The organism is Pannonibacter sp. CBAS1226 (genome assembly GCF_055685825.1).
On record NZ_JBVOUO010000001.1, the window covers coordinates 761,028 to 787,617 of the forward strand.

Genomic DNA, 26,590 nt, shown 5'->3' on the forward strand with positions numbered 1-26,590 from the left:
CCATCGTTCGCCACAGCCCGCTGTCGCTTCGGCAGCCGCCTGTCTGACGAATTACGAGGTGATTCCCCATGGCCGTTCGCAATCCGGACCTGCCACCGCGCCTTTTGCGCACAAAGGAAGCCGCACGCTTCCTCGGCCTGTCCATCCGCACTTTAGAAAAGCACCGCACCTATGGCACCGGCCCGACCTACCGCAAGATCGGCGGCCGCGTCCTCTACGCCCTGCGCGATCTGGAAGCATGGAGCGCCATCGGCACCCGCAAATCCACCAGCGACAAGAATACCGGCACGGTCTTCGCCGCTCGCCCGCTGACGCCGCAAGAGCGGGACGAACTGTAAATGCTGCGCGACGACGACCCCAGACCCGCACAGCCGAGCGAAGACAGTGAGCGCACCCGCCTGGACCCGTTCATCGTGGCGACCGGCGACGCCGCCCCGCGCGACCAGCGCGATTTGATGGAACGGCCCTTCTTCTCGCTGGCGAAGCGCCCCCGCACCACGCCGATCCTCTACCGGGCCGCCGATGTCGAGGTGCAGGTATTCGCCATGCCCGAACATGGCATGGCGACGATCTGGGACGCCGATGTGCTGATCTGGGCCGCTTCGCAGATCGTCGCGGCCGGGAACAACGGCATCCCCACGTCGCGGTTCTTCCGCTTCATGCCTTATCAGCTTCTGCGCTCGATCGGACGAGCTACCGGCAATCGGGAATATCTGTTGCTCAAGGCCGCGCTTGCGCGCCTGCAATCCACCGTCATCGCCACCACCATCCGCAACGGCAAGCATTGGCGGCGGCGGCAATTCTCATGGATCAACGAATGGGAAGAGATGACGACGCGCGCCGGCCGCGTCGAAGGCATGGAATTCGTCCTGCCCGAATGGTTCTACAACAGCGTCAGCGACCGCTCGCTGGTCCTGACCATCGACCCGGCCTATTTCCGGCTGACGGGCGGGATCGAACGCTGGCTTTACCGCGTCGCCCGCAAACACGCCGGGCGCCAGCCCGAGGGCTGGGCGTTCGAGATTTCCCACCTTCATCAGAAATCCGGCAGCGCAGCGCGACCATCCGACTTCGCGCTCGACCTGCGGCGGATCGCGGCTCGTCAGTCGCTGCCCGGATACCTGCTCCTGACCGAATGGGAAGACGGGCGCGAACTGCTGCGTTTTCTGCCCGAAAATCTATCCACAGTGCCTGTGGATAACCATGTGAATCCTATCGGGACATTAGGCGCACGCAGTATCGGGACATTAGGCGCAAATCGCACGCCGGACTCTATAGAAGAATCTAACAAAGAATCTAACTCTTCTTCTTTGACGCGCGCGCACGCGATCCATGGTGCCGGTGCCAGTGCTGGTTCCGGCCACCGAGGTGCGCCATGATTGTCGCGCTCCTCAACCAGAAGGGCGGCGTCGGCAAGACCACGCTCGCCCTGCATCTCGCCGGAGCCTGGGCCGCTCAGGGACGGCGCGTCATCCTGATCGACGCCGACCCGCAAGGCTCCGCGCTCGACTGGTCGCAGACGCGCAGCCATGAGGGCCTGCCGAGGCTGTTCAGTGTCGTCGGCCTGGCCCGCGACACCTTGCACCGCGAAGCCCCGGAGCTGGCGCGTGACGCCGATCTCGTCGTCATCGACGGGCCGCCCCGCGTCGCCGGTCTCATGCGCTCGGCGCTGCTCGCCGCCGATCTGGTGCTGATGCCGGTGCAGCCGTCCCCCTTCGACGGCTGGGCCTCGGCCGAGATGCTGGCGCTTCTGAAGGAGGCGCGCATCTACCGGCCCGAGTTGGGGGCGCGCTTCGTGCTCAACCGTTGCGGCGCGCGCACCGTCATTGCTCGCGAGACGGCCGAGACGCTGGCCGACCACGATCCGCCCTTGCTCGCCGCCACCATCGGCCAGCGCGTCGTCTTCGCCGATGCCGCGCAGTCCGGGCGGCTCGCTTCCGAGATCGACGACGGCAGCCCGGCTGCGCGCGAGATCGTGGCGCTGGCCGCCGAGATCGACCGTCTCGGCGTCGGGAGAGCTGCTCCATGAGCCGCGCTCCCCGCAAATCCGACTTCGCCTCCCGGCCGGGCAATGCCGAAAGCTGGGTCAGGGCGGCCGAAGCTCCGCCAAGCGGCAAGGCGGCCGGCGAAGCGTTCACCGCCCGCCTGACCATCGACATCACGCCCGAACTGCGCGGGCGCATCAAGGTCGCGGCGTTCCGGCGCGGCATCACCGTCGCCGACATGCTGCGTGACCTGCTCGCCCGCGAATTTCCAACCACCGAAGGAGATCCGACATGACCGGCAACGCGGCCCGCCGCTCGCACGGCCGTCCGTTGCCGGACGGGCCTGCGCCCTTCACCACATTGGTCGAGCTGACCTTCGACAAGCGCAAGGTCGAGCGCTGGATACGCTTCGGCCGCAAGAGCTACGAACAGATCATCGACCGCCGCCGCAGTATCGTCGGCTTCTCGCCCGAGAGCGTCTTCGCCTTCGTCCGCTGGGCTTCCGGCGAACATGGCACTGTCGTCTCACGCATCGACATCGTGCGCGCCATCGGCCGCGGCGAACCCTTCCAGACGCTGCCCTTCGTGCGCCCCGGCGGTGACATCCTGTTGCGCCTCGATAGCTGGGGGAAGGTTCAGCGCGTGCTGGCCGCCATCGACGCGGTGGAGGCGCTCGGCCTCGATCCGGCCGACGCCGCGCCGGATCACTGGCGGCACGTCCACAACCGGCTGATCGCCGGTCTGGAACCACATGCCTACACGCCGGAGCGACATGCGGCGTGGATCGGGCGTCGGAGGATCGCGCCATGACCCGGTTCGGCTACGTCATGGTGACGTATTTCGCGGCGATGGGCGTCGCCATCGCATCGTTCATCCCAACGCCCACCAAACTGATCTGGAACGCCACGGCCAGCGCGCCGATCGGCTTCTACACCGTCGAGCCGGGTGACCGGATCGAGGTGCCCGAGCTGGTCGCCGTGATGCCGCCCAAGCCGCTCGCCGACTTCATGGTCGGGCGCGGCTATGTCGGGCGCGGCGTGCCGCTTCTGAAGCGCGTCCTCGGCCTGCCGGGACAGCGCGTATGCCGCGTGCGATCCACCATCACGGTGGACGGCGTGGAGATGGGCAAGGCACTGCAACGCGACCGGATCGGCCGCGAATTGCCCATCTGGCAGGGCTGCCGCGTCATCGGCGACGGCGAAATCTTCCTCATGAATTGGGAGGTCCAGGACAGCCTCGACGGCCGTTACTTCGGACCCATCCCCGCAAGTTCCGTCATCGGCCGGGCGCTGCCGCTCTGGACCGATGAAGAAGGCGACGGCCGCTACGAATGGCGCGCCCACACGCAATGGCCGGCGCTCTGAAGCGTCACTTCACCCCAAACCACAAGGAGACTGACCATGCCTGACAATATCTTTGAATCCACCGCCAACGGCTATGCCGGCCGCGTCCGGCTGTTCGGCATCGATGAACCCATCGTGCTCGTCGACATCGAGCCGGGCGACGCCGACAATGCACCGGCCTGGCGCATCCACCTCGACGACGAGGACGGCCCGGAGATCGGCGCCGCGTGGAAACGCAACGGCGAACGCGCCGGGGATTACATCGCGCTGGAGATCGACAGCCCGCTTTTCGGCGCGCTGTTTCGTCCGGCGCTGTTCCAGGCCGGCGATGAGGGTCGCACCTACCGGCTGTCGTGGAAGCGGCAGAAGCCCCGCGAGGATCGGAGCTGATCGGTGCGCGTTCCGGCCATTCCTTTGTTCGCGGAAAAGCGGGCTCATTCCTTCGTCCCGCTCGACCGCAGGACGGCCGGCGCGCGCAGCGAAGGTCAGGGGCGGCCAACGGCCGGCGCTTCGCGCGCACCCTTGACCGCAGCGAGCACGCTGGCAGGCTGGCGTCGTGGCGGAGACAGGGCAGGATCGCTCTGCGCCGTTTTCCTGCTGGCCGCGCTGCTCGCGCTTGGCATGGGACCGACCGTTGCGGTCGCACAGACCGCGCCGGTCGCCCGCGTCCTCGCCGCCGATCCCTATGCCGGCTTCATCACCGAAGCCTCGCAGCGTTTCGGCATTCCCGAGCACTGGATTCGCGCCGTGCTGCGCGCCGAGAGCGCGGGCGACGTGCGCGCGATCTCCTCGACCGGGGCGATGGGATTGATGCAGGTGATGCCTGACACCTGGGCGGGCCTGCGCGTCCGTCATGGCCTCGGCCGCGATCCCTACGACCCGCGCGACAACATTCTGGCGGGCGCGGCTTATCTGCGCGAAATGTGGGATCGCTACGGCAATGTCGCGGCGATGCTCGCGGCCTACAATGCCGGTCCCGGCCGCTACGATGACCATCGCGCGACCAGCCGCGCCTTGCCCGCCGAGACACGCGCCTATGTCGCCGCGCTCGCGCCGGTTCTCGGCGGCGCGGTCGTATCCGAAACGCCCGCGCCAGCACCAGCGCCGCCGCCCGACTGGCGCGCGGCTCCGCTGTTCGTTGCGCGCTCGGCCGACACGCGGACTGCCGCCGCGCCGTCGTCGGACGTGCAATCCGGCGGCACTCGCGCAACCGTTCCGGTGCGGGATGCCGCCGACACGGAGCCGCAGGACGGCAGCATTTTCGTGGCTCGCGCCGATGACGGGGGAGCGCCATGAGGATGGCGTTCCCGCGCTTCGTGCGAGCCGTTCCGGTGTCCAGTCATGCGGGGTTTCGCCTGGCTGGATTCCGGGGAGGAAGGGCAGAAAGGGAAGGAAGTGCGGAGGGCAAGATAAAGGAACATGGCACCACGTCGCCAATGTTCTGGAAATTCTTGTTGTCTGCACACTGGTTAGGGGAACCGCGAGCGGCACCCTGTTTTTGGACGGCGCGTGCCGTGATCTTGCGCAAAGCCTTGGCTTTGCTGGGTTTCGACCGGCACCATGGCCGCCGATCACCCGATTTTCGTGGATTCAGGCCGGAGGCGCGTCCATGAGCGCCGACGACGAGAACCGCTTCCGGGTGAAGCCCGGCCGCATCCGGTCCGACACGCCGAAGGCGGGCAAGGCCAAGAGCTTTCTCACCCAAGCGAAGAAGCTCGCCCGCCAGCATAGCAACGCCCATCCCAAATATTCGTCGCGTCTCGGATCGCGCTCGGCGGGGAAGTCGCCCGCCGGGGGCGGCAAGGCGCCCCGCGCGACTGGCGGTCCCGGCGTCCGGCGAGGCCGTGGCGCATCCTTTGTCCGCGCCCGCACCCTGTCAGGCGGCTGGCGTCATAGCGCGCCCGGCATCCGGCGCGTCGTCGTCAAAACCCGCTACGTCCAACAGGCCGGCAAGAACGGCAAGGCCGCCGCCCATCTGCGCTACATCCAGCGTGACGGCACCTCGCGCGACGGCGAGCGCGGTCAGCTCTATTCGGCCAACGAGGACCGGGCCGATGGCGACGCCTTCCTCGATCGCGGCAAGGAGGATCGGCATCAGTTTCGGTTCATTGTCTCGCCGGAGGACGGCGCGGACCTGACCGATCTGACCGCCCACACCCGCGACCTCATGAAACAAGTCGAGGCCGACCTTGGCACCAAGCTCGATTGGGTCGCTGTCAACCACTACAACACCGGCCATCCCCATGTGCATGTCATCGTCCGGGGCAAGGACGATCTGGGCGAGAACCTTGTCATCAATGGCGACTATCTCGCCAACGGCATTCGAGAGCGTGCAAGCGAGCTGACCACGCTGGAGCTTGGCCCCGTGACCGAGATCGAGCAGAGCCGCAAGCTCTCGGCCGAAGTCGATCAGGACCGCTTCACCCGCATCGACCGGGCGATGACCGAAGAAGCGGACGAACGGTTCCTCGACCTGCGCCACGAACCCGACGATCCGCGCCGCCAGTTCAACCGGACCCTGCGCCTGCGTCGTCTCGCCAAGCTGGAGAAGATGGGGCTGGCCACCGAGCACGCGCCCGGCGTCTGGGAAATGAGCGAACGCATGGAGCCGACCCTGCGCGAGTTGGGCGAGCGCGGCGACATCATCCGCAACATGCACAAGGCGCTGAAGGCCGATGGCCTGGAGCGCGATCCCATGACCTTCCATATCCATGACGGGCCGCCCGAGACTCCGATCGTTGGCCGCGTCGTTGACAAATATCTGACCGACGAGATGGGCGAGAACCTGACTATCGTGGTGGACGGCATCGACGGCCGCACGCACCATGTCCCCGGCATTGACCCGGCTCGCGTCGAGGATGCGCGGATAGGCAGCGTGATCGAGATCGGCCCGGCCGAAACGATGGCCCGACCGTCCGACCGCACCATCACGGCCATCGCCGAGGATGGCGTCTATCGGCCGAGCCGCCATCTGGAGCAGGCGAAGTTTGAGGGCCGCGTTCCCGGCGGCGACTATGAAGCCTATGTCGATGCCCATGTGCGCCGGCTGGAGGCGCTACGCCGGGCCGGGATCGTCGAGCGGATCGACGCCGACCAATGGCGTATCCCTGAAGACTTCGAGAACCGTGCGTCCGCCTATGATGCCGGCCGCAATCGGCAGGCCAGCGTGCGCGTCCTCTCCGCCTTCGATCTGGAAAAACAGATCGGCGCTGACGGCGCCACCTGGCTCGACCGGCGCATGCTGGCGAACGACGCATCGGATCTCGCTTCGACCGGATTCGGCCAGCAGGTGCGCGAGGCCATGGACCAGCGGCGCGACCATCATATCGAACATGGCGACGCCACCCGCCAGCAGAATGGCCGCGTCTTCTACCGACGCAACCTTCTCGCCAACCTGCGCGAGCGGGAGGTGGCCCGCGTCGGTGCAGAGATGGCCGAAAGCAAGGCGCTGCCGTTCCGCGCTGCCACAGGCGGCGAAACCGTCAGCGGCAAGTTCACTAGCACCGTGCAGCTAACCAGCGGCAAGTTCGCGCTCATCGAGAAGAGCCATGAGTTCACGCTTGTCCCGTGGCGGCCGGTCATCGACCGTCAGCTCGGCCGCGAAGTCATGGCCATCGTGCAGGGCGGATCGGTCTCATGGCAGCTTGGACGGCAACGTGGGCTTGGATTGTAGTGCCTTCTATTCGGCTGCTTGGCCAAATTCCGCAGCACCCTTTTTCATGCCACGCGCTTCGTGGATCAGCCAGTCAACGAAACCTCGAACCAAGTCTCCAGGATCGGCTTGACGGGGGATAACCGCGACATAGCCCGTTCTCGGCACCCGAATGTCTGGCAGAGGCGTCATCAGCCTTCCGCTGGCAATGTCGATATCAAGCATGGGAAGCGGGCCGATCCCGATGCCAAGCCCATCTTCCACCGCCTGGCGGGCAACGAAGAAGTGGTCAAATGTCTGACGCGACAGTCCGGCGAGATGCTGGAGTTCTGCCGCTTCAAGCCAGTTCACCCAATCGCCGGGACGCGTTTCACTAGCAAGCAGCGTATGTCCCTCAATTTCCGCAGGCTTGAGGATTGGGCGCTCGGCGAATAACGCGGGGCTCATGATCAACGTATCCACGTCGTCCAGCACCGGAACGACATGGTGTTGGGGCCAGATATCATCCCGCGCAACGCCACGCCGGATCGAGAGATCCACGCCGCCGCGCAACTCTTCCTGCACGCAGGACACGGTCGTGACGACGACTCCGACATGCGGGTGATCGGCATGATAGCGACCGAGCCGGGGAATGAGCCAGCGCATCGCGAGGCTGGTCGGGGCGCTCACGCGCAGGATGCGGCGCGCGTTCGGGCGGCCGCAGGCTTCTGCTGCGACAGACAGACGGTCGAATGAAAGCCCGACCTCTGCGGCGAAGATTTTCGCTGTTGGCGTAGCGACCATGCGGCGACCATCCCGCACGAACAGCTTCTGCCCCAACCAGCCTTCCAATACGGCGATCTGACGGCTCACCGCGCCATGGGTGAGGCCGAGTTCAGCTCCCGCCTCTGCATAGCTGCCTGTCCGGGCAGCGACTTCGAATATGCGCAGGGCATTTAAGGGAGGAAGATGGCGCATGTTGAAACCGTGAGAAAAGCGAACGATATGCGTGAGCAAAACCATACTAGTCGATGAAATCTCACACGTATACCGTCGAATGACAAGTTGGCCAGACATGGCAAGGTAAACAGCATTCCGGGCAGAACAGTGAGAGATGAACCGCAGCAATCGATGGAATAATCAAAAACGTAGCCTTGTCGGAGCGAGCCTCACACATGCCTTGCATGATGGTTACACAGACTCCCTCTATGCCTTCATGCCGGTATGGCAGGCGCAGTTCGGGCTGTCCTATGCGGCTCTTGCCGTTATCCGTGCCCTCTATTACGCGACCATGGGCGGGCTTCAGCTACCTGCCAATCGGCTCCTTAGCGGTTGGTCGCCACGCGCAGCGCTGATCCTCTCCACAGCTATCGCGGTAGCCGGCCTTGTGATCATGGCTCTGCCACTGGGGCTGGCGGGGCTCTGCGTCGGCCTCGTTGTGGCCGGCATTGGGTCGAGCATTCAGCACCCGCGTGCGTCTCTGCTTGTGACCGAAAGTTATGGGGATGCCGCGCGACGCCCTCTCGGTATCTATAATTTCGCGGGCGATCTCGGAAAGGCCATCTTGCCGGCGCTTGTCGCATTGCTGCTGACGGTTCTTACCTGGCGACCAGTGCTGGGACTGATGGCGACGCTCGGGGCCGCTTTGATGTTCACCCTGGTTCGGCTGGTGCCGCCCGTTTCTGCTGCCACCGAAAGCAAGAGACAGCGGACCATCAGCCGCCGACGCAGCGGTTTTCGTATTCTCACAGTGATCGGCGGCTTCGATACCGCCACCCGCATGGGGTATCTGCTGTTTCTTCCCTTTCTTGTTCAGGGACGCGGTGGTGGCCTACCGACGGTTGGTGTCGCACTTGCGCTACTGTTTATCGGTGGCGCGTTCGGGAAAGCAGTTTTCGGCGGCCTTGGAGTAAGGCTGGGCGTCGTCAGGACCGTGATGGTGGCCGAGGCCATGACCGCCTCGCTGATCGTCGCGACGCTGTTCACGCCGCTGCCCTTGACGCTCATCCTGTTGCCGCTGCTCGGCGTTGTTCTCAACGGCACATCGTCGGTGCTCTACGGCACTGTGCCTGAACTGTCGGACGGCGATACAGGTCGAGCTTTCGCAATCTTCTATACGAGCGTTATCGGCTCCGGGGGTCTCGCCCCGATCCTTTATGGGGCAATCGCGGATCACAGCAGCCGAACGGTCGGGGTTCTTGCGGCGGCCGCCACCGCGGTTTCGATCATTCCGCTTGTCCTGGCGCTAGGCTCCCATCTGCGAAGCCCGGCAGCCGACGCCACAACTGTCGCATAATTGACTGACCCCAAATAACCGACCGGCTCCTGACCGGCCTCATTCAACGCCCTGAGAAAGGCCAGAAAATGAATACCGTTTTGCAGGCACCCCTGATGTTGATAACCGGAGGAAGCCGTGGCGTGGGTGCTGCGACTGCGCGGCTGGCCGCGGCCAAAGGCTATAATGTCGTCATCACTTTTGTTTCCAATGAGGCTGCGGCTCATGCGGTCACAGCCGATGTGGAAGCCGCCGGGCGCAGGGCTTTGGCCGTGCGGGCAGACAGTGCCGACCCCGAGCAAATCACCCAGCTTTTCTCCACGATCGACCGGGAGTTTGGCCGGATCGATGTGCTGGTGAACAACGCCGGGATCATTGCACAGCAATCCCGGCTGGAAAATCTCGGCTTCGAGCGTATGCAGCGGATATTCGCGGTCAACGCGATCGGTCCGATGCTCTGCGCCCAGCAGGCGGTCAGACGGATGTCCACCCGCCACAGCGGGCGGGGTGGTGTCGTGATCAACATTTCGTCGGCATCGGCCCGGCTCGGTAGCCCGAACGAATATGTCGACTACGCCGCCTCGAAGGGTGCTCTCGAGACATTCACAACCGGCTTCTCCAAGGAAGTTGCGCGGGAGGGAATACGCGTCTGCTGCATTCGCCCCGGCCACATCTATACCGAGATGCACGCCAGCGGCGGAGAACCCGGACGGGTGGATCGGGTCAGGGACACGATTCCCATGGGAAGGGGTGGTCAGCCCGAAGAAGTCGCCCGCGCGATTGTGTGGCTGGCGAGTGACGAAGCGTCTTTCATCACCGGTACATTCCTGGACGTCACCGGCGGCAAGTGAACGACGAAGCTGTGCGCAAGCTGCTGGCGCGCCCTGTCGCGTGCGCCGCAGGCGACGTGAACGAGTTCGCGGCGACAGTGCTCCCATAGGCGGCGTAGCGTGGAAGTGGCTCCGCACGTCGTAGTCAGGATGTCCGCGTGCAGGGATTAGTCGGCAGGTGACGCTCGGATAAAGAAAACTTGATAAACCTAACAAACCGGTTTATACGGTTTGTATGATCAACGTAGATGAATTCCGATTCAATTCCGGCCGTCTTGCTCTGGATCTTCCGGCAACCGTCCGTCGTAGGGCTTCCGAGCCGCAAGACGTGCTGGCGCCATCAGGCGCACCGGCTCGCTGGCTGCGCGACGCTGGTCTGAGCCAAGAGTTGCTGGCGCTTTCCCCTGAGCAGACATCTGACCTTGAGACGCTCCGGGAAGCGATATGGGCGGTTGCCGATGCGGCTGCCGCCGAGCGCGATTTGCCCGCAGAGGCGGTCGCAACATTGAATGAAATGGCGGCACTGCCATTGGCGGTGCCGAAGCTCGATGCGAGGTCGGCAACCGTGAAGCTGTTTGCCGACGATCCATTTCAGACAGCGCTCGCAACAATTGCGAGGGATGCAATCGATCTTCTCGGCAGCCCGCTACGAACACGCATCAAGGCGTGTGAGCAGCCTGACTGCCGAATGCTCTTCCTCGACTCATCCCGCAGTTCCCGGCGGCGCTGGTGCTCGATGGATCGGTGCGGCAGTCGCGCTAAAGGCGAAACGTTTCGGCAGAGGCGAAGAAAGGACGGCCATGAACATCCCGCCACTTAAGAGCAATTTTGTAGCCGTCGGTCCCTATCGACTGTCGATGGCTCGGGCAGGTCAGGGACCATCGATAGTACTTCTGCATGGAATACCTACACATGGTTTTCTCTGGCGCGAGGTTGCGCCTCGTCTCGTGGAAGCCGGCTTCGAGGTTACTGTCTTTGACCTTCTCGGCTACGGCGACTCCGATAAGCCGGTTGACGCCGATCTCGGCATTGCCGCCCAAGCGCGCTACATCGTTGATGCCCTTGAAGAGGTCGGTTGGCGAGGCGGATACATCGTCGGCCATGACATCGGCGGCGGGGTCGCCCAGCTGATAGCCCTTGCAAATCCGAACGTCATCGCTGGTCTCGTTCTTATTGACACAATCGCCTACGATTCCTTCCCGGAACCCGGCATTGCGCGTCTCAAAGAGCCGGCCTGGGATGATATCCTCACTGCGCCAGACTTCGACCTGAAGAAAGGGTTCGCGAAAGGACTGACGCGCGGGATGGTTCGTGCCGACCGAGTGACGACAGCGCTGATTGATGCCTATGAGCGTCCTTTTAGAGGGGTTGAAGGACGCGGGGCCTATCTCCGCGCAGCGCGAGCGCTCCGTACAGAAGACCTTACATCCCGGATGGGTGCGATCGAGACTCTGCCAGTTCCCACCATGGTTATATGGGGCGAGCGCGATGTTTTTCAGTCCGTTACCTATGGTCAGCGACTTGTGGAAGCTATGCCCAACGCTCGCCTTGAGATCGTCGCCGACGCTGGACACTTCCTACCGGAAGACGCGCCCGAATTCCTTGCAGAACTCATCACGAAATTTACCACGTCCAGCCAGGGAGCGTAATCATGCCCACGCGGACGCGACCTGCGCCGGTATCTCAAGTGCCATTCTTTATAATACTGATTGCATCCACCTTTCTGATGGGGTCCAGCTTCGTCGCAGGGAAAATCCTGATCCAGCAGGGTTTCGACCCCATGATTCTGGTGGGATGGCGCTTCCTTGTTGCAGCACTCGCCACCCTCCCTTTGGTCCTCCTCGACAAGGGTAACCTCAGACAGGTACTTTTTCCGCGCCGAGCTAGCCTGCGTGATATTGCTCTGGTGATCCTTATTGGGCTGGTCCAGACGGCAGCGGTCATGGGCCTGCTCTTCTGGGCAATGCAGTTCGTGTCCGCATCGACCGCCGCCATTTTACTTTTCACCAATCCTATCTGGGTTGCCGTGCTGGGCCGTTTCTTTCTTGGCGAAACACTTCATCGTGGAAGATTGACCGGGCTTGTCCTCGGCGTCATCGGCGTCGGACTCGCCATTGGTCTTGGACCAGACATGCTTTCCGGTGGCGACACTTTGCTCGGTGAAATCATCGGTATTGCATCCGCCCTCTGCTGGGCGACAGCTACGATCATCAACAAACGCGCCAATCTGCCGTTTGGTCCATGGGGGCTGAGCTTCTGGCAGATGCTGATCGGCTCCCTCGCTGTCTTGGGGCTTGCATACGGTACAGGCGAGCACTGGCCGGCATCCGTCACGAGGGAGCAGTGGGGATGGTTCTTCTGGCTCGCAATCCCCGCCTCAACAGGCTCCTTCGGTTTGTGGTTCGTGGCGTTGAACAAGGGGGGCGCAACGAAGACGAGCGGCTTTCTGTTCCTGGCCCCGTTGTTCACGGTGATCCTGTCGTATTTCATACTTGGCGCCACGCTCTCCTGGCTCCAGGCCTGCGGAGGCATTCTGATCGGCATCGCATTATGGCTGGTCAACAGCGAAATTCCCGCGAGAAACCGCCGCGAACGCCGCGATGAAGTAACTGCTGAGGGGCAGCCGTGATGCGCGAATCCAAAGTGACCGCATGTCGTTGGACTCGTAGCTGCAACAGCCTTTCCTTGTTCAAGAACTCCGCTTCCGCCGCTGAAGTGTGACGTTTCAGCTCGGCGGTAAACAACATGCGAAGGAGGCAGAGAAAAGAACCGGAAATAGCTTCTCGCCTTTCAATCCTTCGAAGCCATGTCCCGATGGTTGCCCTGATCCAGACTCTCGCTGTCGCGGAATATCTCAGTTTCCACCGTGCCGCTCTGGCGCTGGGCACTAGCCAGTCGAGCGTGAGCGCCCGGATCAAGGCGCTGGAAACTGACCTTGGAATCGTCCTCTTTGACCGCAACACGCGCGGCGTTCGGATGACCGAAGCCGGACGCCGTTTCGTCGATCAGGTCAATGACGCCATGGGTATTCTCGACCGGGCGATCAAGACGGCCGGGATGCATGCGCGCAGCGAGCAAGGTGATATTCGGATCGGCGTTCATGCCCTCACGGCAGGGTGCTTCCTGGATCTTCTACTGGAACGCTTTCACGATAAGCATCCGGGCATTCGTCTACACATCACCGAAGGCACGGCGCGGGATGCGCAATTCATGGTGCGTGAAGGTCGGCTCGATGTCGCCTTCATGGCCGGCGCTCACGAAATCTCCGACCTAAACTCCCGCGTCATCTGGCGGGACCGGCTGATGGTTGCGCTGCCATTGAAGCATCCGCTGGCGGAGCTATCGAACGTCGAATGGCGGCAGCTTGCCGACGAAACCTTCCTTATCCGCCACCATGGTACCGGCCCACAGGTGCACGATCTGATCGTGCTGCGTTCGGCCGGAAAATGGCCTGTGCCGACAATTCTGCGTCGTAAGGTCGGGCGCGAGGCGCTGCTGGCGATGATCGCGGCCGGACATGGCATCTCGCTTTTTGTCGAGGACAGCACAGTCGGCAACACAGCGAATGTTATTTTCCTGCCAATCAGTGACGAGCCTGAAACCATCCCATTTTCGGCCGTCTGGTCGCCGAGAAACCGCGACCCGGCGCTTTTGAGCCTGCTCACCTTAGCGACGAAAATGGGCCGTCCACATCCGAAACCTGATTCGCGTTAGTTTGCGGCGAGCAGTGCCGTTATGGTCCCGCCGTGACCCATCCTATTTACCGCCGATAGTATCCGGTCGCCCTATCGCTCCACCTTTATTGTTGATTACCGCATGATTGCCCATTCTCTGATCGGCTCCATCAATTTTGCCGATTGGAGTCTGTATGCGCGGAGGCCGAATACTCTGGGGGCAGATTGCCGTCGTCTTCACCATTGTCATGGTGATGACCTGGGCCGCAACGCAATGGGTGGCGTTTCGGCTCGGCTTCCAGCCCCAGCTTGGCAATCCCTGGTTCGATCTGGCCGGTTGGCCGTTCTACTATCCGCCCGCCTTTTTCTGGTGGTGGTTCTCCTTCGACGCCTATGCGCCCACGATCTTCGTGGAGGGCGCGGCTATCGCCACATCGGGCGGCATCCTCGCGATCGGTGCCGCCATCCTCTTGTCAATCATCCGGGCGCGCGAAGCCCGCAACGTCGCCACTTACGGCTCCGCGCGATGGGCGGAGGACAAGGAAATCCGCACGGCCGGATTGCTCGGCCCCGATGGCGTCGTGCTCGGCCGCTACGACAGGGACTATCTGCGCCATGACGGGCCGGAGCATGTGTTGTGCTTCGCACCCACGCGGTCGGGCAAAGGTGTCGGCCTTGTGGTGCCCACGCTGCTGACCTGGCCGGGAAGCTGCATCGTCCATGACATCAAGGGCGAGAACTGGACGCTGACGGCCGGCTTCCGGGCACAGCACGGCCGCGTCCTGCTGTTCGATCCCACCAACGCCAGATCGTCCGCCTACAATCCGTTGCTGGAGGTGCGGCAGGGCGAATGGGAAGTCCGCGACGTGCAGAATATTGCTGATATTCTGGTCGATCCCGAAGGCAGCCTCGACAAGCGCAACCATTGGGAAAAGACCAGCCACAGCCTCCTTGTCGGCGCGATTCTGCACGTCCTCTATGCCGAGCCGGACAAAACCCTGTCGGGCGTCGCCAATTTCCTGTCCGATCCCCGCCGCTCGGTCGAAGCGACCTTGCGCGCGATGATGGACACGCCGCATCTGGGCGAAGCTGGCGTTCACCCCGTCATCGCCTCATCGGCGCGCGAGCTGCTGAACAAGAGCGAGAACGAACGGTCGGGCGTGCTGTCCACCGCCATGTCGTTCCTGGGCTTGTATCGCGATCCGGTCGTGGCGCGCGTCACGGACCGTTGCGACTGGCGCATCGCCGATCTGGTCGGCAGGCGAGAGCCGGTGACGCTCTACCTCGTCGTGCCACCGTCCGACATCAACCGGACGAAACCGCTGATCCGGCTCATCCTCAACCAGATCGGCCGCAGGCTTACCGAGGAACTGATGCTATCCGGCAAGCGGCATCGCCTGCTCATGATGTTGGACGAGTTTCCCGCGCTCGGCCGTCTCGACTTCTTTGAATCGGCGCTCGCCTTCATGGCGGGCTATGGCCTCAAGTCCTTCCTGATCGCCCAATCGCTCAACCAGATCGAGCGCGCCTATGGGCCAAACAACAGCATTCTCGACAACTGCCATGTGCGCGTTGCCTTTGCCACCAACGACGAGCGCACCGCCAAGCGCGTTTCGGACTCGCTTGGCACAGCAACAGAGATGCGTGATTCCACCAACTATGCCGGCCATCGCCTCGCGCCCTGGCTCGGGCATCTGATGGTGTCGCGGCAGGAGACGGCGCGGCCGCTGCTCACGCCGGGCGAGATCATGCAGTTTCCGCCCGCAGACGAAATCGTGATGGTCGCGGGAACCCCACCTATCCGGGCGAAGAAGGCCCGGTATTTCGAGGATGCGCGATTGCAGGAGCGCATCCTGCCGCCGCCCGAGTTGCCATCCGCACCAGTGGCGAAGCCAGCAACCGACGACTGGACGAGCCGCGTCATCGTCTCGGCGAACAAGCCAGCGACCGGCGCTGCCAGCGGGGCCGAGGGCGATCCCGACAATGCCGGCATCCGTCGCGAGCCGGAATTGCCCGAGCATGAGGAGATCATCCCGCCGCCACCAACGCCCGCCCAGGAGTTCGACATTCTGGACGACGAGCCGGACGTGGACGCGGCCAAGGCCCGCGCGCTGCGCTCGCGGATGCGAATGATCGCCCGGCAGGCCTCGATGAACTCCGATGACGGTATAGAGCTTTGAGAGGTCGCCCATGACGACGCGCACCCGCATGAATGTCTATTTCGACCCGGAACTGCTCAAACAGGTCGAGGCGCTATCGCTGCGCCGACAGGTCTCGAAATCCGCCATCATCGAGGCGGCGGTCGCATCCTTCCTGTCGGGCGACACGTCTGACCGGCTGGAAGCGGCCATGTCGCGCCGCCTGGACAAGATCGGCAGGCAGATCGGCACGCTGGACGAAGATCTCGCCGTGCTCGGCGAGACCCTTTCCTTGTTCGTCCACTTCTGGCTGACGATGACACCGCCGTTGCCCGACAGCGCCAAGCAGTCCGCACGGATCAAGGGGAACGAGCGGTTCGAGGGCTTCATGCAGAATCTCGGCCGCAGGCTGGCGACCGGAGACAGGTTTCTGAAAGAGTTATCGCGCGACATGGATTCGCTTCACGACAGTTCGTCGCAAGATCAGGCCGAGGTCGATGGCCACGCTTCTTAGATTTTCAACCCATCCTATTTGCCGCCGATGGCCGCCGATCACCGCATCCTGCTAGATACTTGTTGAAACGGTCTGAATTCAGGCTCTTTTAATCGACCCCGTTGCGGGGTCCGTCTGTCACGCCCCGCCAGAAATGGGGCCGACATGACTGCACATCACCAGAAACCGGAGGCGATTGCGCGCGGCGCGCGGATGCTGCGCACGGCCCTCGGCGTGTCCATCGCCCGGTTTCTGGAAGACCCAACCGTCATCGAGGTGATGCTGAACCCGGACGGCCGCATCTGGATCGACCGGCTGTCCGAAGGTCTGACCGATACCGGCGAGATTCTCTCCGCCGCCGATGGCGAACGCATCGTGCGGCTGGTCGCACACCATGTCGGCGCGGAGGTTCACGCCCAATCCCCGCGCGTGTCGGCGGAACTGCCCGAGACGGGAGAACGGTTCGAGGGGCTGCTGCCGCCCGTCGTCGCCGCACCGGCCTTTGCCATCCGCAAGCCCGCCGTCGCGGTCTTCACGCTCGACGACTATGTGACGGCAGGCATCATGTCCGCCGATCAGGCCGTGACCCTGCGCGAAGCCGTCGCCGAGCGCGCCAACATTTTGGTGGCAGGCGGCACCAGCACCGGCAAGACCACGCTGACCAATGCGCTCCTGGCCGAAGTGGCGAAGACGCAGGATCGCGTCGTCATCATCGAGGACACGCGCGAGCTGCAATGCGCCGCGCCCAACCTCGTCGCCATGCGGACCAAGGATGGTGTGGCGACGCTTTCCGATCTTGTGCGCTCGTCGCTGCGCCTGCGCCCCGACCGCATCCCCATCGGCGAGGTGCGCGGCTCCGAAGCCCTCGACCTTCTGAAAGCCTGGGGAACGGGGCACCCCGGCGGCATCGGCACCATCCATGCCGGCACCGGCATCGGCGCGCTCCGCCGCCTCGAACAGCTCATTCAAGAGGCTGTCGTCACGGTCCCGCGCGCGCTGATCGCCGAGACCATCGACCTCGTTGCCATCCTCGCCGGGCGCGGTTCCGCGCGCCGGCTGGCCGAACTCGCCCGCGTCGAGGGGCTGGGGCCAGACGGCGACTACCGCATCACCCCCGCAACCCCCACCAACACAGGAGAAATTTCATGATCCGCACGCTTTCGCGCGGCTATCGCTTCGCCGCGACCGCCGCATCCACCCTTGCCATCAGCCTCATGCTTGCCCCGGCCGCCCATGCCTCCGGTTCGTCGATGCCCTGGGAGGCTCCGCTTCAGAGCATCCTTCAATCGATCGAGGGGCCGGTCGCCAAGATCATCGCCGTGATCGTGATTATCGCCACCGGCCTCGCGCTGGCCTTCGGCGACACGAGCGGCGGGTTCAGGCGGCTGATCCAGATCGTGTTCGGCCTGTCGATCGCCTTCGCCGCGTCGAGCTTCTTCCTGTCGTTCTTCTCGTTCGGCGGCGGGGCGCTTGTTTGATGACGGGCGGCCTCGAACAACTCGACGCGGTGCCGGGCTTCATTGTTCCGGTCCACCGGGCGCTGACCGAGCATATCCTGCTCGGCGGCGCTCCGCGCTCCATCGCCATCATGAACGGAACGCTGGCCGGGGCCGTGGGCCTCGGCCTGCGCCTCTGGTTTGTCGGCCTCGCCATCTGGGTCATCGGCCACTTCGCCGCCGTGTGGATGGCCAAGCGCGATCCCCTCTTTGTCGAAGTGGGCCGCAGGCATCTGCGCATCCCCGGCCATCTCTCGGTGTGAGGGTGTGACCATGATGAACCTTGCCGAATACCGCCGCACCGCCAGTCGCCTCGCGGATTTCCTACCCTGGGCAGCACTTGTCGGCCCCGGCGTCGTCTTGAACAAGGACGGCAGTTTCCAGAGAACTGCGAAGTTCCGCGGTCCCGATCTGGATTCCGCCGTCGCGGCCGAACTCGTGGCGGTCGCCGGCCGCATCAACAATGCCGTCCGCCGTCTCGGGTCCGGCTGGTCGATCTTCGTCGAGGCGCAGCGCTCCGAGGCTGCGACCTATCCCGACAGCACCTTTCCCGATCCCGCGTCGGCGCTGCTCGACGCCGAGCGCAAGGCCGGTTTCGAGGAAGCCGGCACGCATTTCGTGTCCGGCTATTTCCTGACTTTCCTCTGGCTCCCGCCCGCCGAGGACGCCGCCCGCGCGGAAACCTGGCTCTACGAGGGCCGCGAGCAGTCCGGCGTCGATCCGTGGGAATTGCTGCGCGGCTTCGTGGATCGCACCGACCGGGTTCTGGCTCTGCTCGATGGCTTCATGCCGGAATGCCGTTGGCTCGATGACGCCGGCACGCTGACCTATCTCCATTCGACCATCTCCACGAACCGGCATCGCGTGCGCGTGCCGGAGGTGCCGATGCACCTCGATGCGCTGCTCGCCGACCAGTCACTGACCGGCGGGCTGGAGCCGCGTCTTGGCAACCAGCATCTGCGCGTCCTGACCATCATCGGCTTCCCGACCGCGACGACGCCGGGCCTCCTCGACGAGATGAACCGGCTGCCGTTCCCGTATCGGTGGAGCACGCGCGCGATCCTCATGGACAAGACCGATGCGACGAAGCTGCTGACGAAGATCAGGCGGCAATGGTTCGCCAAGCGCAAAAGCATCGCCGCGATCCTTAAGGAAGTCATGACCAACGAGGCGTCCGCCCTCGTGGACACCGACGCAGCGAACAAGGCCGCTGACGCCGACATGGCCTTGCAGGAGCTCGGCGCGGATATGGCGGGCATGGCCTATGTCACGGCCACTATCACCGTCTGGGACGCGGACCCGCGCATAGCCGACGAGAAATTGCGCCTCGCCGAAAAGATCATACAGGGCCGCGATTTCACCGCGATGCCTGAAACCGTCAACGCCGTCGACGCCTGGCTCGGCTCGATCCCCGGACATGCCTATGCCAATGTCCGCCAGCCACCCATCAGCACCTTGAATCTCGCCCACATGATCCCGCTTTCGGCGGTGTGGGCGGGGCCGGAACGGGATGAGCACTTCGGGTCGCCCCCCTTGCTCTATGGCAAGACCGAGGGAAGCACCCCATTCCGGTTATCCCTCCATGTCGGCGACGTGGGCCACACCCTCGTTGTCGGTCCGACCGGCGCGGGCAAGTCCGTGCTGCTCGCGCTCATGGCTTTGCAGTTCCGCCGTTATGAGGCCAGCCAGGTCTTCGCCTTCGATTTCGGCGGCTCGATCCGCGCCGCCGCGCTCGCTATGGGCGGCGACTGGCACGATCTGGGCGGCGGACTGACGGACGGAGACGAGGCGTCCGTCTCGCTTCAGCCGCTCGCCCGCATCGACGACACCTATGAACGTGCTTGGACAGCCGACTGGATCGCCGCCATTCTCGGTCGTGAGGGCTTGGCCGTAACGCCCGAGACCAAGGAATATATCTGGACGGCGCTGACCTCGCTGGCGTCCGCCCCGGTCGGGGAACGCACCATCACCGGCCTCACGGTCCTGCTCCAATCCAACGATCTGAAACAGGCATTGCGGCCCTATTGCATCGGCGGCGCTTATGGTCGGCTGCTCGACGCCGAGACCGAACATCTTGGGCATGCGGATGTGCAGGCGTTCGAGATCGAGGGGCTCGTCGGAACCGGCGCGGCCCCGGCCGTGCTCGCCTATCTGTTCCACCGGATCGGCGACCGGCTCGACGGGCGGCCCACGCTGCTTATCATCGACGAGGGCTGGCTTGCGCTGGACGACGAAGGATTCGCCAACCAGCTTCGCGAATGGCTGAAGACGCTCAGGAAGAAGAACGCCAGCGTCATCTTCGCCACGCAGTCGCTATCGGACATCGACGGCAGCAACATCGCGCCCGCCATCATCGAAAGCTGCCCGACGCGATTGCTCCTGCCGAACGAGCGGGCCATCGAACCCCAGATCACGGCCATCTATCGCCGCTTCGGGTTGAATGACCGGCAGATCGAAATCCTCGCAAGGGCCACGCCCAAGCGGGATTACTACTGCCAGAGCCGCAGGGGAAACCGCCTCTTCGAGCTGGGCCTGTCCGAAGTCGGCCTCGCGCTCTGCACCGTATCCGCGAAATCCGACCACAAGCGCATCGCCGGACTTATCGCCGAGCATGGTCGCGACGGCTTCCTTGCGGCGTGGCTGCGCCTGCGCGGCGTCGATTGGGCAGCCGACCTTATCCCCGATCTCACCAATCTTGCCGACCGGACGGAAACCGCCGCGCCGGTCGTGCCGGATGCCCCCCAAGCAGAGGAGACCCTTCCATGATCCGTGTTCCCGTTGCCCGCTTCGCCGGCGCTTCCATGCTCGCGCTGGCGCTTGCCATGCCCGTCGCGCTGTCACCGATGCTGACCAGCCCGGCTCACGCGCAATTCGGTCGTATCGTCTATGATCCGGCGAACTATGCGCAGAACGTGCTGACGGCCGCGCGCACGCTCCAGCAGATCAACAACCAGATCACGTCACTTCAGAACGAAGCGACCATGCTCATTAATCAGGCGAAGAATCTGGCGAGCCTGCCATATTCATCGCTTCAGCAGCTCCAACAAAACGTGCAGCGCACGCAGCAGCTTTTGAGCCAAGCCCAAAACATCGCCTTCGACGTGCAGAAGGTCGATCAGATCTTCCAGACCCAATATGGCAATGTCTCGCTGTCGGCGACCGAAGCCCAACTCGTCACCGACGCCCGCTCGCGCTGGCAGAACACGGTCGGCGGCTTGCAGGACGCCATGCGGGTTCAGGCGGGCGTCGTCGGCAACATCGACACCAACCGCACACAGATGTCCGAGCTTGTCGGCCAGAGCCAGTCGGCGACTGGCGCGCTTCAGGCGACGCAGGCCGGCAACCAGCTTCTCGCTCTCCAGTCGCAGCAGCTTTCCGATCTCGTTGCGCTTCTCGCCGCCAATGGCCGGGCGGGTGCGTTGACCGAAGCCGAGCGTGCGGCAGCAGCCGAACAGGGACGCGAGCAGCGCCGACGCTTCCTCACGCCGGGTTCGGGCTACACGCCCGGCAACGCGCAGATGTTCAACAACGGCAACTGAGGGCGCGGCCATGGACGGCAAGATGCTGGCCCGGCTGGGCGCAGTCATATTCGTGGCGATGGCCATCACCGCGACGGCCATCGAGAGGACCCGCAAGGAAGACACGCCGGCATTGCCGCCGCGTCTTGCCCAGCCCGAACGGGACCCGCTGCGAGAAGGGCAGCGCCGGTGCCAGCAGCTTGGGACAACGGCAGCCAGCGACGCCGAATGCCTGCGCGTTTGGGCCGAAACCCGCGACCGTTTTCTTGGCCGCTCGCCTGCGCCCGCCGCGCCGGCCTCCAGCGAAGGGCAGTGATGCATGGGCGGTGCGGGCGTCATCGACAATTTCCTCGGGGTCTTCACCCGATATATCGACTCCGGCTTCGGCCTGCTCGGCGGCGAGGTGGCGTTCATCGCCACAACGCTCATCGTCATCGACGTGACGCTCGCCGCACTGTTCTGGAGCTGGAACGCCGATGACGACATCATCGCTCGGCTTGTGAAGAAGACGCTGTTCGTCGGCGTGTTCGCTTATCTCATCGGCAACTGGAACAACCTCGCAAAGATCGTCTTCGACAGCTTCGCCGGCCTAGGGCTGAAAGCATCCGGCACGGGGTTCACCGCGCAGGATCTGATGCGGCCCGGCAAAGTGGCGCAGACCGGCCTCGACGCCGCGCGGCCGCTGCTCGACTCCATTTCCGACCTGATGGGCTGGGTGGCGTTCTTCGAGAACTTCATCCAGATCGCCTGCCTGCTGTTCGCCTGGGCGCTCGTAATCCTCGCCTTCTTCATCCTAGCGATCCAGCTTTTCGTGACGCTGATCGAGTTCAAGCTGTCCACGCTGGCGGGCTTCGTGCTGATCCCGTTCGGCCTCTTCGGCAAAACTGCCTTCATGGCCGAGCGCGTGCTTGGCAATGTCATTTCGTCCGGCATCAAGGTTCTGGTGCTGGCCGTCATCATCGGCATCGGCTCGACGCTGTTCTCGCAATTCACGCAAGGCTTCGGCGGCCAGACCCCGAGCATCGACGACGCCATGGCTGTCGTGCTCGCCGCCTTGTCCCTGCTCGGCCTCGGCATCTTCGGACCCGGCATCGCCTCCGGTCTGGTTTCGGGCGGGCCGCAGCTTGGCGCGGGCGCGGCGGTCGGCACCGGCCTGGCCGCCGGCGGCATGGTGCTCGCCGGCGGTGCTGCCGCAGGCGGTGCGGCCGGTCTCGCCGTCAAGGGAGGTGCCGCCGCTCTGTCCGGTGGAGCCGCGGCGGTTCGCGGCGGTGCAACCGCCGCAGGCGGGGCCTCCGCAGCCTACAGCATGGGTTCGCTCGGCCAGTCTGGCGCGGCGGGGGTCGCTTCCGGCCTGGGTGGCGTCGCTCGCGCCGCAGGCTCTGCCGCTGCATCCCCCTTGAAGCGTGCCGCCTCCAAAGCGTCGGAAGGCGTCAAATCCAGTATTTCCAATGGCGCGCGTGCTGCCTTCGGCGTGACGGGCGGATCATCCACCGCAGGCACCGTCAGCGGCGCGAGCGCCGGCCCCGAAACCGCAGCCGCATCGCCTTCAGCAACTGCCAGCCCCCCGGCCTGGGCGCAGCGGATGCGGCGCTCACAGTCCGTCAACCACGGCACCACCATGGCCGCCCATGCGGTTCGCTCGGGCGACAGCCACGGCGGCGGCTCCTCCGTCAATCTTTCCGAAAGTGACCGCTCATGAGCATCTTCAAACGACCATCGACCCATTACGGCAAATCGCCGGAACCCGAGACGCAATACCAGAAAGCCGCGCAGGTCTGGGACGAGCGCATAGGCTCAGCCCGCGTGCAGGCGAAGAACTGGCGCTATATGGCCTTCGGCTCGCTGATCCTCTCGGCCGGTTTTGCTTCGGCGTTGGTCTGGCAATCGGCGCGCGGGTCCGTCGTGCCGTGGGTGGTGCAGGTCGATAATCTCGGCCAGGCGCAGACTGTCGCACCCGCCACGGCCGACTATCGGCCAAACGATCCGCAGATTGCTTTCCATCTCGGCCGCTTCATCGAACAGGTCCGGGCGATCCCGGCAGACGCCATCATTGTCCGGCAGAATTGGCTCCGCGCCTATGAATGGACCACGGATCGCGGCGCGGTGGCGCTCAACGACTACGCCCGCAGCAACGACCCCTTCACGAAGGTCGGACGGCAACAGGTCGCCGTGGAGGTGTCCAGCGTCATCCGGGCGTCGAACGACAGCTTCCGCGTGGCTTGGACAGAACGCCATTACGAGAACGGCCAGCTTTCCACGACCGAACGATGGACCGCGATCCTGACCATCGTGATCCAGACCCCGCGCGACGCCGAGCGCCTGCGCGCCAACCCGCTCGGCATCTACGTCAACGCCATCTCGTGGTCGCGGGAGATGAGCCAATGAGCACGTTGACCCGCAAACCCGCAGTTCCGGCTTTCCGTAAACACGGCCTTCCGGCTTTGCTGCTGTCCGCCACCATGCTGGCCGGTTGCGCTACCAACAAACCCCCGCAGTTCAGCTACGACCCCGACGTGCCATCGCTGCCCGTTGTGCCGGCCGCCGTCACCGATGACCTCCCCCGGCGATTGCACACGCCGCCGGCCTGGACCGTGGCGCGCGGCGGGACCGCCGCCGGGACACCGGCCGGCCGTGTCGAGAACGCCAATGCCGCCGCGCGCGTCGAGCCGCGCCGCGAGGGCTACTATAACGCCATCCAGATTTATCCCTGGTCGGAAGGTGCGCTCTATCAAGTATATGCCGCGCCGGGGCAGATCACCAATATTGCGCTGGAACCGGGCGAGAGCCTGACCGGCGCGGGACCGATTGCAGCAGGAGACACCGCCCGCTGGATCATCGGCGACACCGAAAGCGGCTCGGGCACAACGCGCCGCGTCCATATCCTCGTCAAACCGAGTCGGCCGGACATCGCCACGAACCTCGTCGTGACCACCGACCGGCGTACCTACATGATCGAGCTGCGCGCCCGCGAAGCCCTCTATATGCCGTCCGTCGCCTGGGCCTATCCGGCACAACCGGCAGGCCAGCGTCAGACCGTTCCGGCCGCACCGATCATCCCGGTCGAGGCGGCGCGCAACTATCGCTACGGCCTGACCGGCGATAACCCACCCTGGAAGCCTATCTCCGTCTTCGACGATGGCCGCCGCATCTATGTCATCTTCCCGCGCGGCATCGTGCAGGGCGAGATGCCGCCGATCTTCGTCATCGGCTCGGATGGCGAAACCCAGATCGTCAACAGCCGCATCCAGCAGAACATCCTCATCGTGGACCGCCTGTTCGGCGCGGCCGAATTGCGCCTTGGCAGCGGTGATCGCCAGCAGACGGTCAGGATCGTCCGCATCGAGCAACGGCAGGCTGCACAGCCGGCAAAAGCGACCGGAGAATCCCCGTCATGACCGAAGACACGATCCCTGTAGAAGCCGCAGCGGACACCACCGCACCCATGCGCCTGCGTGCCGAACCGCCCCGCGTCACCCGTCTGTCCCGCAAGATGCTGGCCGGCGTCGGAGCCGTCGCGCTGTTCGGGATCGGCGGGGCGCTGATCTATGCGCTCCAGACCCGTGACATGAGTGGCAGCGGTGACGAACTCTACTCGACCGAGAACCGCCCCACGGCGGACGGACTGTCCGGCCTGCCGCGCGACTATACCGGCCCGGTCCTGGGACCGGCATTGCCGGGCGATCTGGGCGGCCCGATCCTCGACGCGCAGAACCGGGGTCAACCCGTTGCCGCCCCCGTCATGGCGACGCCCGCCGTCGATCCTGCGGAACAGCGTCGTCTCGCCGAGGAAGAGGCCGCGCGCGTCAGCCGCGTCTTTTTCCAGACAACGCCCGGCACAGGGACCGCCAACCCGAGCCTTGCCGGCCTTGGCCTTGCCGCGCAGCCCGGCGCGACCGGCACGCAGGACCGGCATACGGCTTTCCTCAACGGCCCGGTGGATCGGCAGACGGTCGCCCTTGACCGCATCGCGGCGCCAGCCTCGCCCTACATCCTTCAGGCCGGGGCCGTGATCCCGGCGGCGATGATTACCGGCATCCGTTCGGACCTTCCCGGCCAGATCACCGCGCAGGTCACGGAGAACGTCTATGACAGCCCGACCGGCTCGCTTCTCCTGATCCCGCAGGGGACGCGCATCATCGGCCAGTACGATGCCGGCGTGACCTTCGGCCAGCGCCGCGTCCTGCTCGTCTGGAACCGCCTGATCCTGCCGAACGGCCGCTCCATCGTGCTGGAGCGTCAGCCCGGCGCGGACGCTTCCGGCTATGCCGGCCTTGAGGATGGCGTCGATTATCACTGGTGGGATCTGATGAAGGCCGCCGGCCTCTCGACGCTGCTCGGTATCGGCACGGAACTGGCGACAGACGACGAGGACCGGCTGATCCGCGCTATTCGCGACGGGGCGCAGGACACCATCAATCAGGCTGGGCAGCAGATCGTCCAGCGCCAGTTGCAGGTCGCACCGACGCTGACCATCCGGCCGGGCTTCCCGGTCAGGGTCATTGTGACGCGAGATTTAGTCCTCGAACCCTACAGGAATTGATTATGGCGAAGCTGAAACTCGGTCCTCTGGCCGACGACAGGCCGGTGAAGGTCACGCTGGAACTGCCGGCACCACTCCACCGTGACCTGATCGACTATGGCGCTCTGTTGGCCGATGGCGGTGCGCCGATCGAGCCTGCCAGACTTATCGTGCCGATGCTGGAGCGGTTCATCGCCACAGATCGCGGTTTCGCCAAGGCGCGGCGGCGACCCTCCTGATCCATCACGGCGGGGGTGCCGCCAGCGTACAGGCGCGAATGCGGCACGCTACACACCGCCGATCCCCCTCCATGCTTCGCTTAGTTCCGGGGCTTTAGCGCTCCTGACTCCACCAGCGAGACACGGAGGATACCATGTGCGCAGAGCGCCGCCACGCCCAACGAGGCCGCCCAAAGCAGCCAGCTCCTGGAACGCTACCCGACGATCTTTTCGACTATGACGACGATCCCGCGCCGCGCATCAGCCCGCCGCGCGGCAGTCCGCCTCATGTCTTCGACGTGGAGAAGCTGCCCGTCATCGACGACTGGCCCGAAGACGTGCCGATCACCGAGGCCGAGATTCACGTATTCGAGCGCTGGTTCGCCGATGTTTTTGACGAGATGTTCGGCTCAGTCGATCTGCCGGAAGACTTGAGAAAGTTATCTCTGTATGATAATGAAAAGCCGTAA

Annotated in this window: 30 protein-coding genes; 29 read left to right on the forward strand and 1 reads right to left on the reverse strand. The window is 64.4% G+C overall.

What is annotated here, in order from left to right; genetic code table 11:
* Positions 1-68: 68 nt before the first annotated feature.
* The 9 genes from AC0CMF_RS03410 to AC0CMF_RS03450 all read left to right on the forward strand — a co-directional run bounded on the left by AC0CMF_RS03410 (position 69) and on the right by AC0CMF_RS03450 (position 7,001).
* A complete protein-coding gene (locus tag AC0CMF_RS03410) occupies positions 69-338 on the forward strand; it encodes a helix-turn-helix transcriptional regulator (RefSeq protein WP_030092758.1) in 270 nt (89 codons plus the stop codon).
* On the forward strand, positions 339-1,379 hold the full coding sequence (locus tag AC0CMF_RS03415) for a replication initiator protein A (RefSeq protein ID WP_030092759.1): 1,041 nt from the start codon (positions 339-341) through the stop codon (positions 1,377-1,379).
* The gene (parA, locus tag AC0CMF_RS03420; protein WP_030092760.1) at positions 1,376-2,029 is read left to right on the forward strand and encodes a ParA family partition ATPase; all 654 of its coding nucleotides are present in this window, start codon (positions 1,376-1,378) and stop codon (positions 2,027-2,029) included. Before AC0CMF_RS03415 ends, parA begins: the two co-directional genes overlap by 4 nt.
* The gene (locus AC0CMF_RS03425) at positions 2,026-2,280 is read left to right on the forward strand and encodes a hypothetical protein (protein ID WP_030092761.1); all 255 of its coding nucleotides are present in this window, start codon (positions 2,026-2,028) and stop codon (positions 2,278-2,280) included. Before parA ends, AC0CMF_RS03425 begins: the two co-directional genes overlap by 4 nt.
* Positions 2,277-2,795: a DUF2840 domain-containing protein gene (locus tag AC0CMF_RS03430; protein ID WP_030092762.1), complete on the forward strand. Its 519-nt coding sequence runs from the start codon at positions 2,277-2,279 to the stop codon at positions 2,793-2,795. Before AC0CMF_RS03425 ends, AC0CMF_RS03430 begins: the two co-directional genes overlap by 4 nt.
* Positions 2,792-3,349, forward strand: a complete 558-nt coding sequence (locus AC0CMF_RS03435; protein ID WP_030092763.1) for a S26 family signal peptidase — start codon at positions 2,792-2,794, stop codon at positions 3,347-3,349. Before AC0CMF_RS03430 ends, AC0CMF_RS03435 begins: the two co-directional genes overlap by 4 nt.
* A gap of 36 nt (positions 3,350-3,385) precedes the next feature.
* Positions 3,386-3,718 carry a DUF736 domain-containing protein gene (locus tag AC0CMF_RS03440; RefSeq protein WP_030092764.1) on the forward strand — a complete coding sequence of 111 codons (333 nt, stop codon included), beginning with the start codon at positions 3,386-3,388 and terminating at the stop codon, positions 3,716-3,718.
* Between the two features lie 3 nt (positions 3,719-3,721).
* A complete protein-coding gene (locus AC0CMF_RS03445) occupies positions 3,722-4,624 on the forward strand; it encodes a lytic transglycosylase domain-containing protein (RefSeq protein ID WP_030092765.1) in 903 nt (300 codons plus the stop codon).
* 1,144 nt (positions 4,625-5,768) lie between these two features.
* Entirely contained in the window at positions 5,769-7,001 is a 1,233-nt protein-coding gene (locus tag AC0CMF_RS03450; protein WP_198585930.1) for a DUF3363 domain-containing protein, read from the forward strand.
* Between the two features lie 6 nt (positions 7,002-7,007).
* Here the strand turns inward: AC0CMF_RS03450 and AC0CMF_RS03455 are convergent, their stop codons facing one another.
* Positions 7,008-7,982: a LysR substrate-binding domain-containing protein gene (locus tag AC0CMF_RS03455; protein WP_409928129.1), complete on the reverse strand. Its 975-nt coding sequence runs from the start codon at positions 7,980-7,982 to the stop codon at positions 7,008-7,010.
* Positions 7,983-8,073: 91 nt separating this feature from the next.
* On the opposite strand from AC0CMF_RS03455, the gene AC0CMF_RS03460 reads away from it, so the two are divergent.
* The 20 genes from AC0CMF_RS03460 to AC0CMF_RS03555 all read left to right on the forward strand — a co-directional run bounded on the left by AC0CMF_RS03460 (position 8,074) and on the right by AC0CMF_RS03555 (position 26,590).
* Positions 8,074-9,255 (forward strand): MFS transporter, encoded by a 1,182-nt coding sequence (locus tag AC0CMF_RS03460; protein WP_030091834.1) that lies wholly within the window; start codon positions 8,074-8,076, stop codon positions 9,253-9,255.
* Positions 9,256-9,323: 68 nt separating this feature from the next.
* Positions 9,324-10,085 (forward strand): glucose 1-dehydrogenase, encoded by a 762-nt coding sequence (locus AC0CMF_RS03465; RefSeq protein ID WP_030091833.1) that lies wholly within the window; start codon positions 9,324-9,326, stop codon positions 10,083-10,085.
* A gap of 214 nt (positions 10,086-10,299) precedes the next feature.
* Positions 10,300-10,884: a CGNR zinc finger domain-containing protein gene (locus tag AC0CMF_RS03470; protein WP_081876279.1), complete on the forward strand. Its 585-nt coding sequence runs from the start codon at positions 10,300-10,302 to the stop codon at positions 10,882-10,884.
* Positions 10,865-11,713, forward strand: coding sequence for an alpha/beta fold hydrolase (locus AC0CMF_RS03475; protein WP_081876278.1), 849 nt, complete (start codon positions 10,865-10,867; stop codon positions 11,711-11,713). The genes AC0CMF_RS03470 and AC0CMF_RS03475 overlap by 20 nt, the downstream gene beginning before the upstream one ends.
* Before the next feature lie 2 nt (positions 11,714-11,715).
* Positions 11,716-12,693 carry a DMT family transporter gene (locus AC0CMF_RS03480; RefSeq protein ID WP_030091831.1) on the forward strand — a complete coding sequence of 326 codons (978 nt, stop codon included), beginning with the start codon at positions 11,716-11,718 and terminating at the stop codon, positions 12,691-12,693.
* Between the two features lie 185 nt (positions 12,694-12,878).
* Positions 12,879-13,778 carry a LysR family transcriptional regulator gene (locus AC0CMF_RS03485; protein ID WP_198585894.1) on the forward strand — a complete coding sequence of 300 codons (900 nt, stop codon included), beginning with the start codon at positions 12,879-12,881 and terminating at the stop codon, positions 13,776-13,778.
* A gap of 154 nt (positions 13,779-13,932) precedes the next feature.
* Positions 13,933-15,918: a conjugal transfer protein TraG gene (locus AC0CMF_RS03490; RefSeq protein ID WP_030091829.1), complete on the forward strand. Its 1,986-nt coding sequence runs from the start codon at positions 13,933-13,935 to the stop codon at positions 15,916-15,918.
* Between the two features lie 10 nt (positions 15,919-15,928).
* Positions 15,929-16,390, forward strand: a complete 462-nt coding sequence (locus AC0CMF_RS03495) for a ribbon-helix-helix domain-containing protein (protein WP_030091828.1) — start codon at positions 15,929-15,931, stop codon at positions 16,388-16,390.
* 144 nt (positions 16,391-16,534) lie between these two features.
* Positions 16,535-17,518 carry a P-type conjugative transfer ATPase TrbB gene (gene trbB, locus AC0CMF_RS03500; RefSeq protein ID WP_030091827.1) on the forward strand — a complete coding sequence of 328 codons (984 nt, stop codon included), beginning with the start codon at positions 16,535-16,537 and terminating at the stop codon, positions 17,516-17,518.
* Positions 17,515-17,847 carry a TrbC/VirB2 family type IV secretion system protein gene (locus AC0CMF_RS03505; protein ID WP_030091826.1) on the forward strand — a complete coding sequence of 111 codons (333 nt, stop codon included), beginning with the start codon at positions 17,515-17,517 and terminating at the stop codon, positions 17,845-17,847. Before trbB ends, AC0CMF_RS03505 begins: the two co-directional genes overlap by 4 nt.
* Entirely contained in the window at positions 17,847-18,128 is a 282-nt protein-coding gene (locus AC0CMF_RS03510) for a VirB3 family type IV secretion system protein (RefSeq protein WP_030091825.1), read from the forward strand. Before AC0CMF_RS03505 ends, AC0CMF_RS03510 begins: the two co-directional genes overlap by 1 nt.
* Positions 18,129-18,138: 10 nt before the next feature.
* Positions 18,139-20,631 (forward strand): conjugal transfer protein TrbE, encoded by a 2,493-nt coding sequence (gene trbE / locus AC0CMF_RS03515; protein WP_030091824.1) that lies wholly within the window; start codon positions 18,139-18,141, stop codon positions 20,629-20,631.
* Positions 20,628-21,404: a P-type conjugative transfer protein TrbJ gene (gene trbJ, locus AC0CMF_RS03520; RefSeq protein ID WP_030091823.1), complete on the forward strand. Its 777-nt coding sequence runs from the start codon at positions 20,628-20,630 to the stop codon at positions 21,402-21,404. The genes trbE and trbJ overlap by 4 nt, the downstream gene beginning before the upstream one ends.
* A gap of 10 nt (positions 21,405-21,414) precedes the next feature.
* Positions 21,415-21,699, forward strand: coding sequence for a putative entry exclusion protein TrbK-alt (trbK-alt, locus tag AC0CMF_RS03525; RefSeq protein ID WP_030091822.1), 285 nt, complete (start codon positions 21,415-21,417; stop codon positions 21,697-21,699).
* Between the two features lie 3 nt (positions 21,700-21,702).
* Positions 21,703-23,082: a P-type conjugative transfer protein TrbL gene (gene trbL / locus AC0CMF_RS03530; RefSeq protein ID WP_030091821.1), complete on the forward strand. Its 1,380-nt coding sequence runs from the start codon at positions 21,703-21,705 to the stop codon at positions 23,080-23,082.
* A complete protein-coding gene (gene trbF, locus AC0CMF_RS03535; RefSeq protein WP_472480982.1) occupies positions 23,079-23,768 on the forward strand; it encodes a conjugal transfer protein TrbF in 690 nt (229 codons plus the stop codon). Before trbL ends, trbF begins: the two co-directional genes overlap by 4 nt.
* Positions 23,765-24,778 carry a P-type conjugative transfer protein TrbG gene (gene trbG, locus AC0CMF_RS03540; protein ID WP_030091819.1) on the forward strand — a complete coding sequence of 338 codons (1,014 nt, stop codon included), beginning with the start codon at positions 23,765-23,767 and terminating at the stop codon, positions 24,776-24,778. Before trbF ends, trbG begins: the two co-directional genes overlap by 4 nt.
* Positions 24,775-25,923, forward strand: coding sequence for a TraB/TrbI/VirB10 family type IV secretion system protein (locus tag AC0CMF_RS03545; protein ID WP_198585895.1), 1,149 nt, complete (start codon positions 24,775-24,777; stop codon positions 25,921-25,923). Before trbG ends, AC0CMF_RS03545 begins: the two co-directional genes overlap by 4 nt.
* Before the next feature lie 2 nt (positions 25,924-25,925).
* Positions 25,926-26,141, forward strand: a complete 216-nt coding sequence (locus tag AC0CMF_RS03550; protein ID WP_030091817.1) for a DUF2274 domain-containing protein — start codon at positions 25,926-25,928, stop codon at positions 26,139-26,141.
* Between the two features lie 134 nt (positions 26,142-26,275).
* A complete protein-coding gene (locus AC0CMF_RS03555) occupies positions 26,276-26,590 on the forward strand; it encodes a hypothetical protein (RefSeq protein WP_030091816.1) in 315 nt (104 codons plus the stop codon).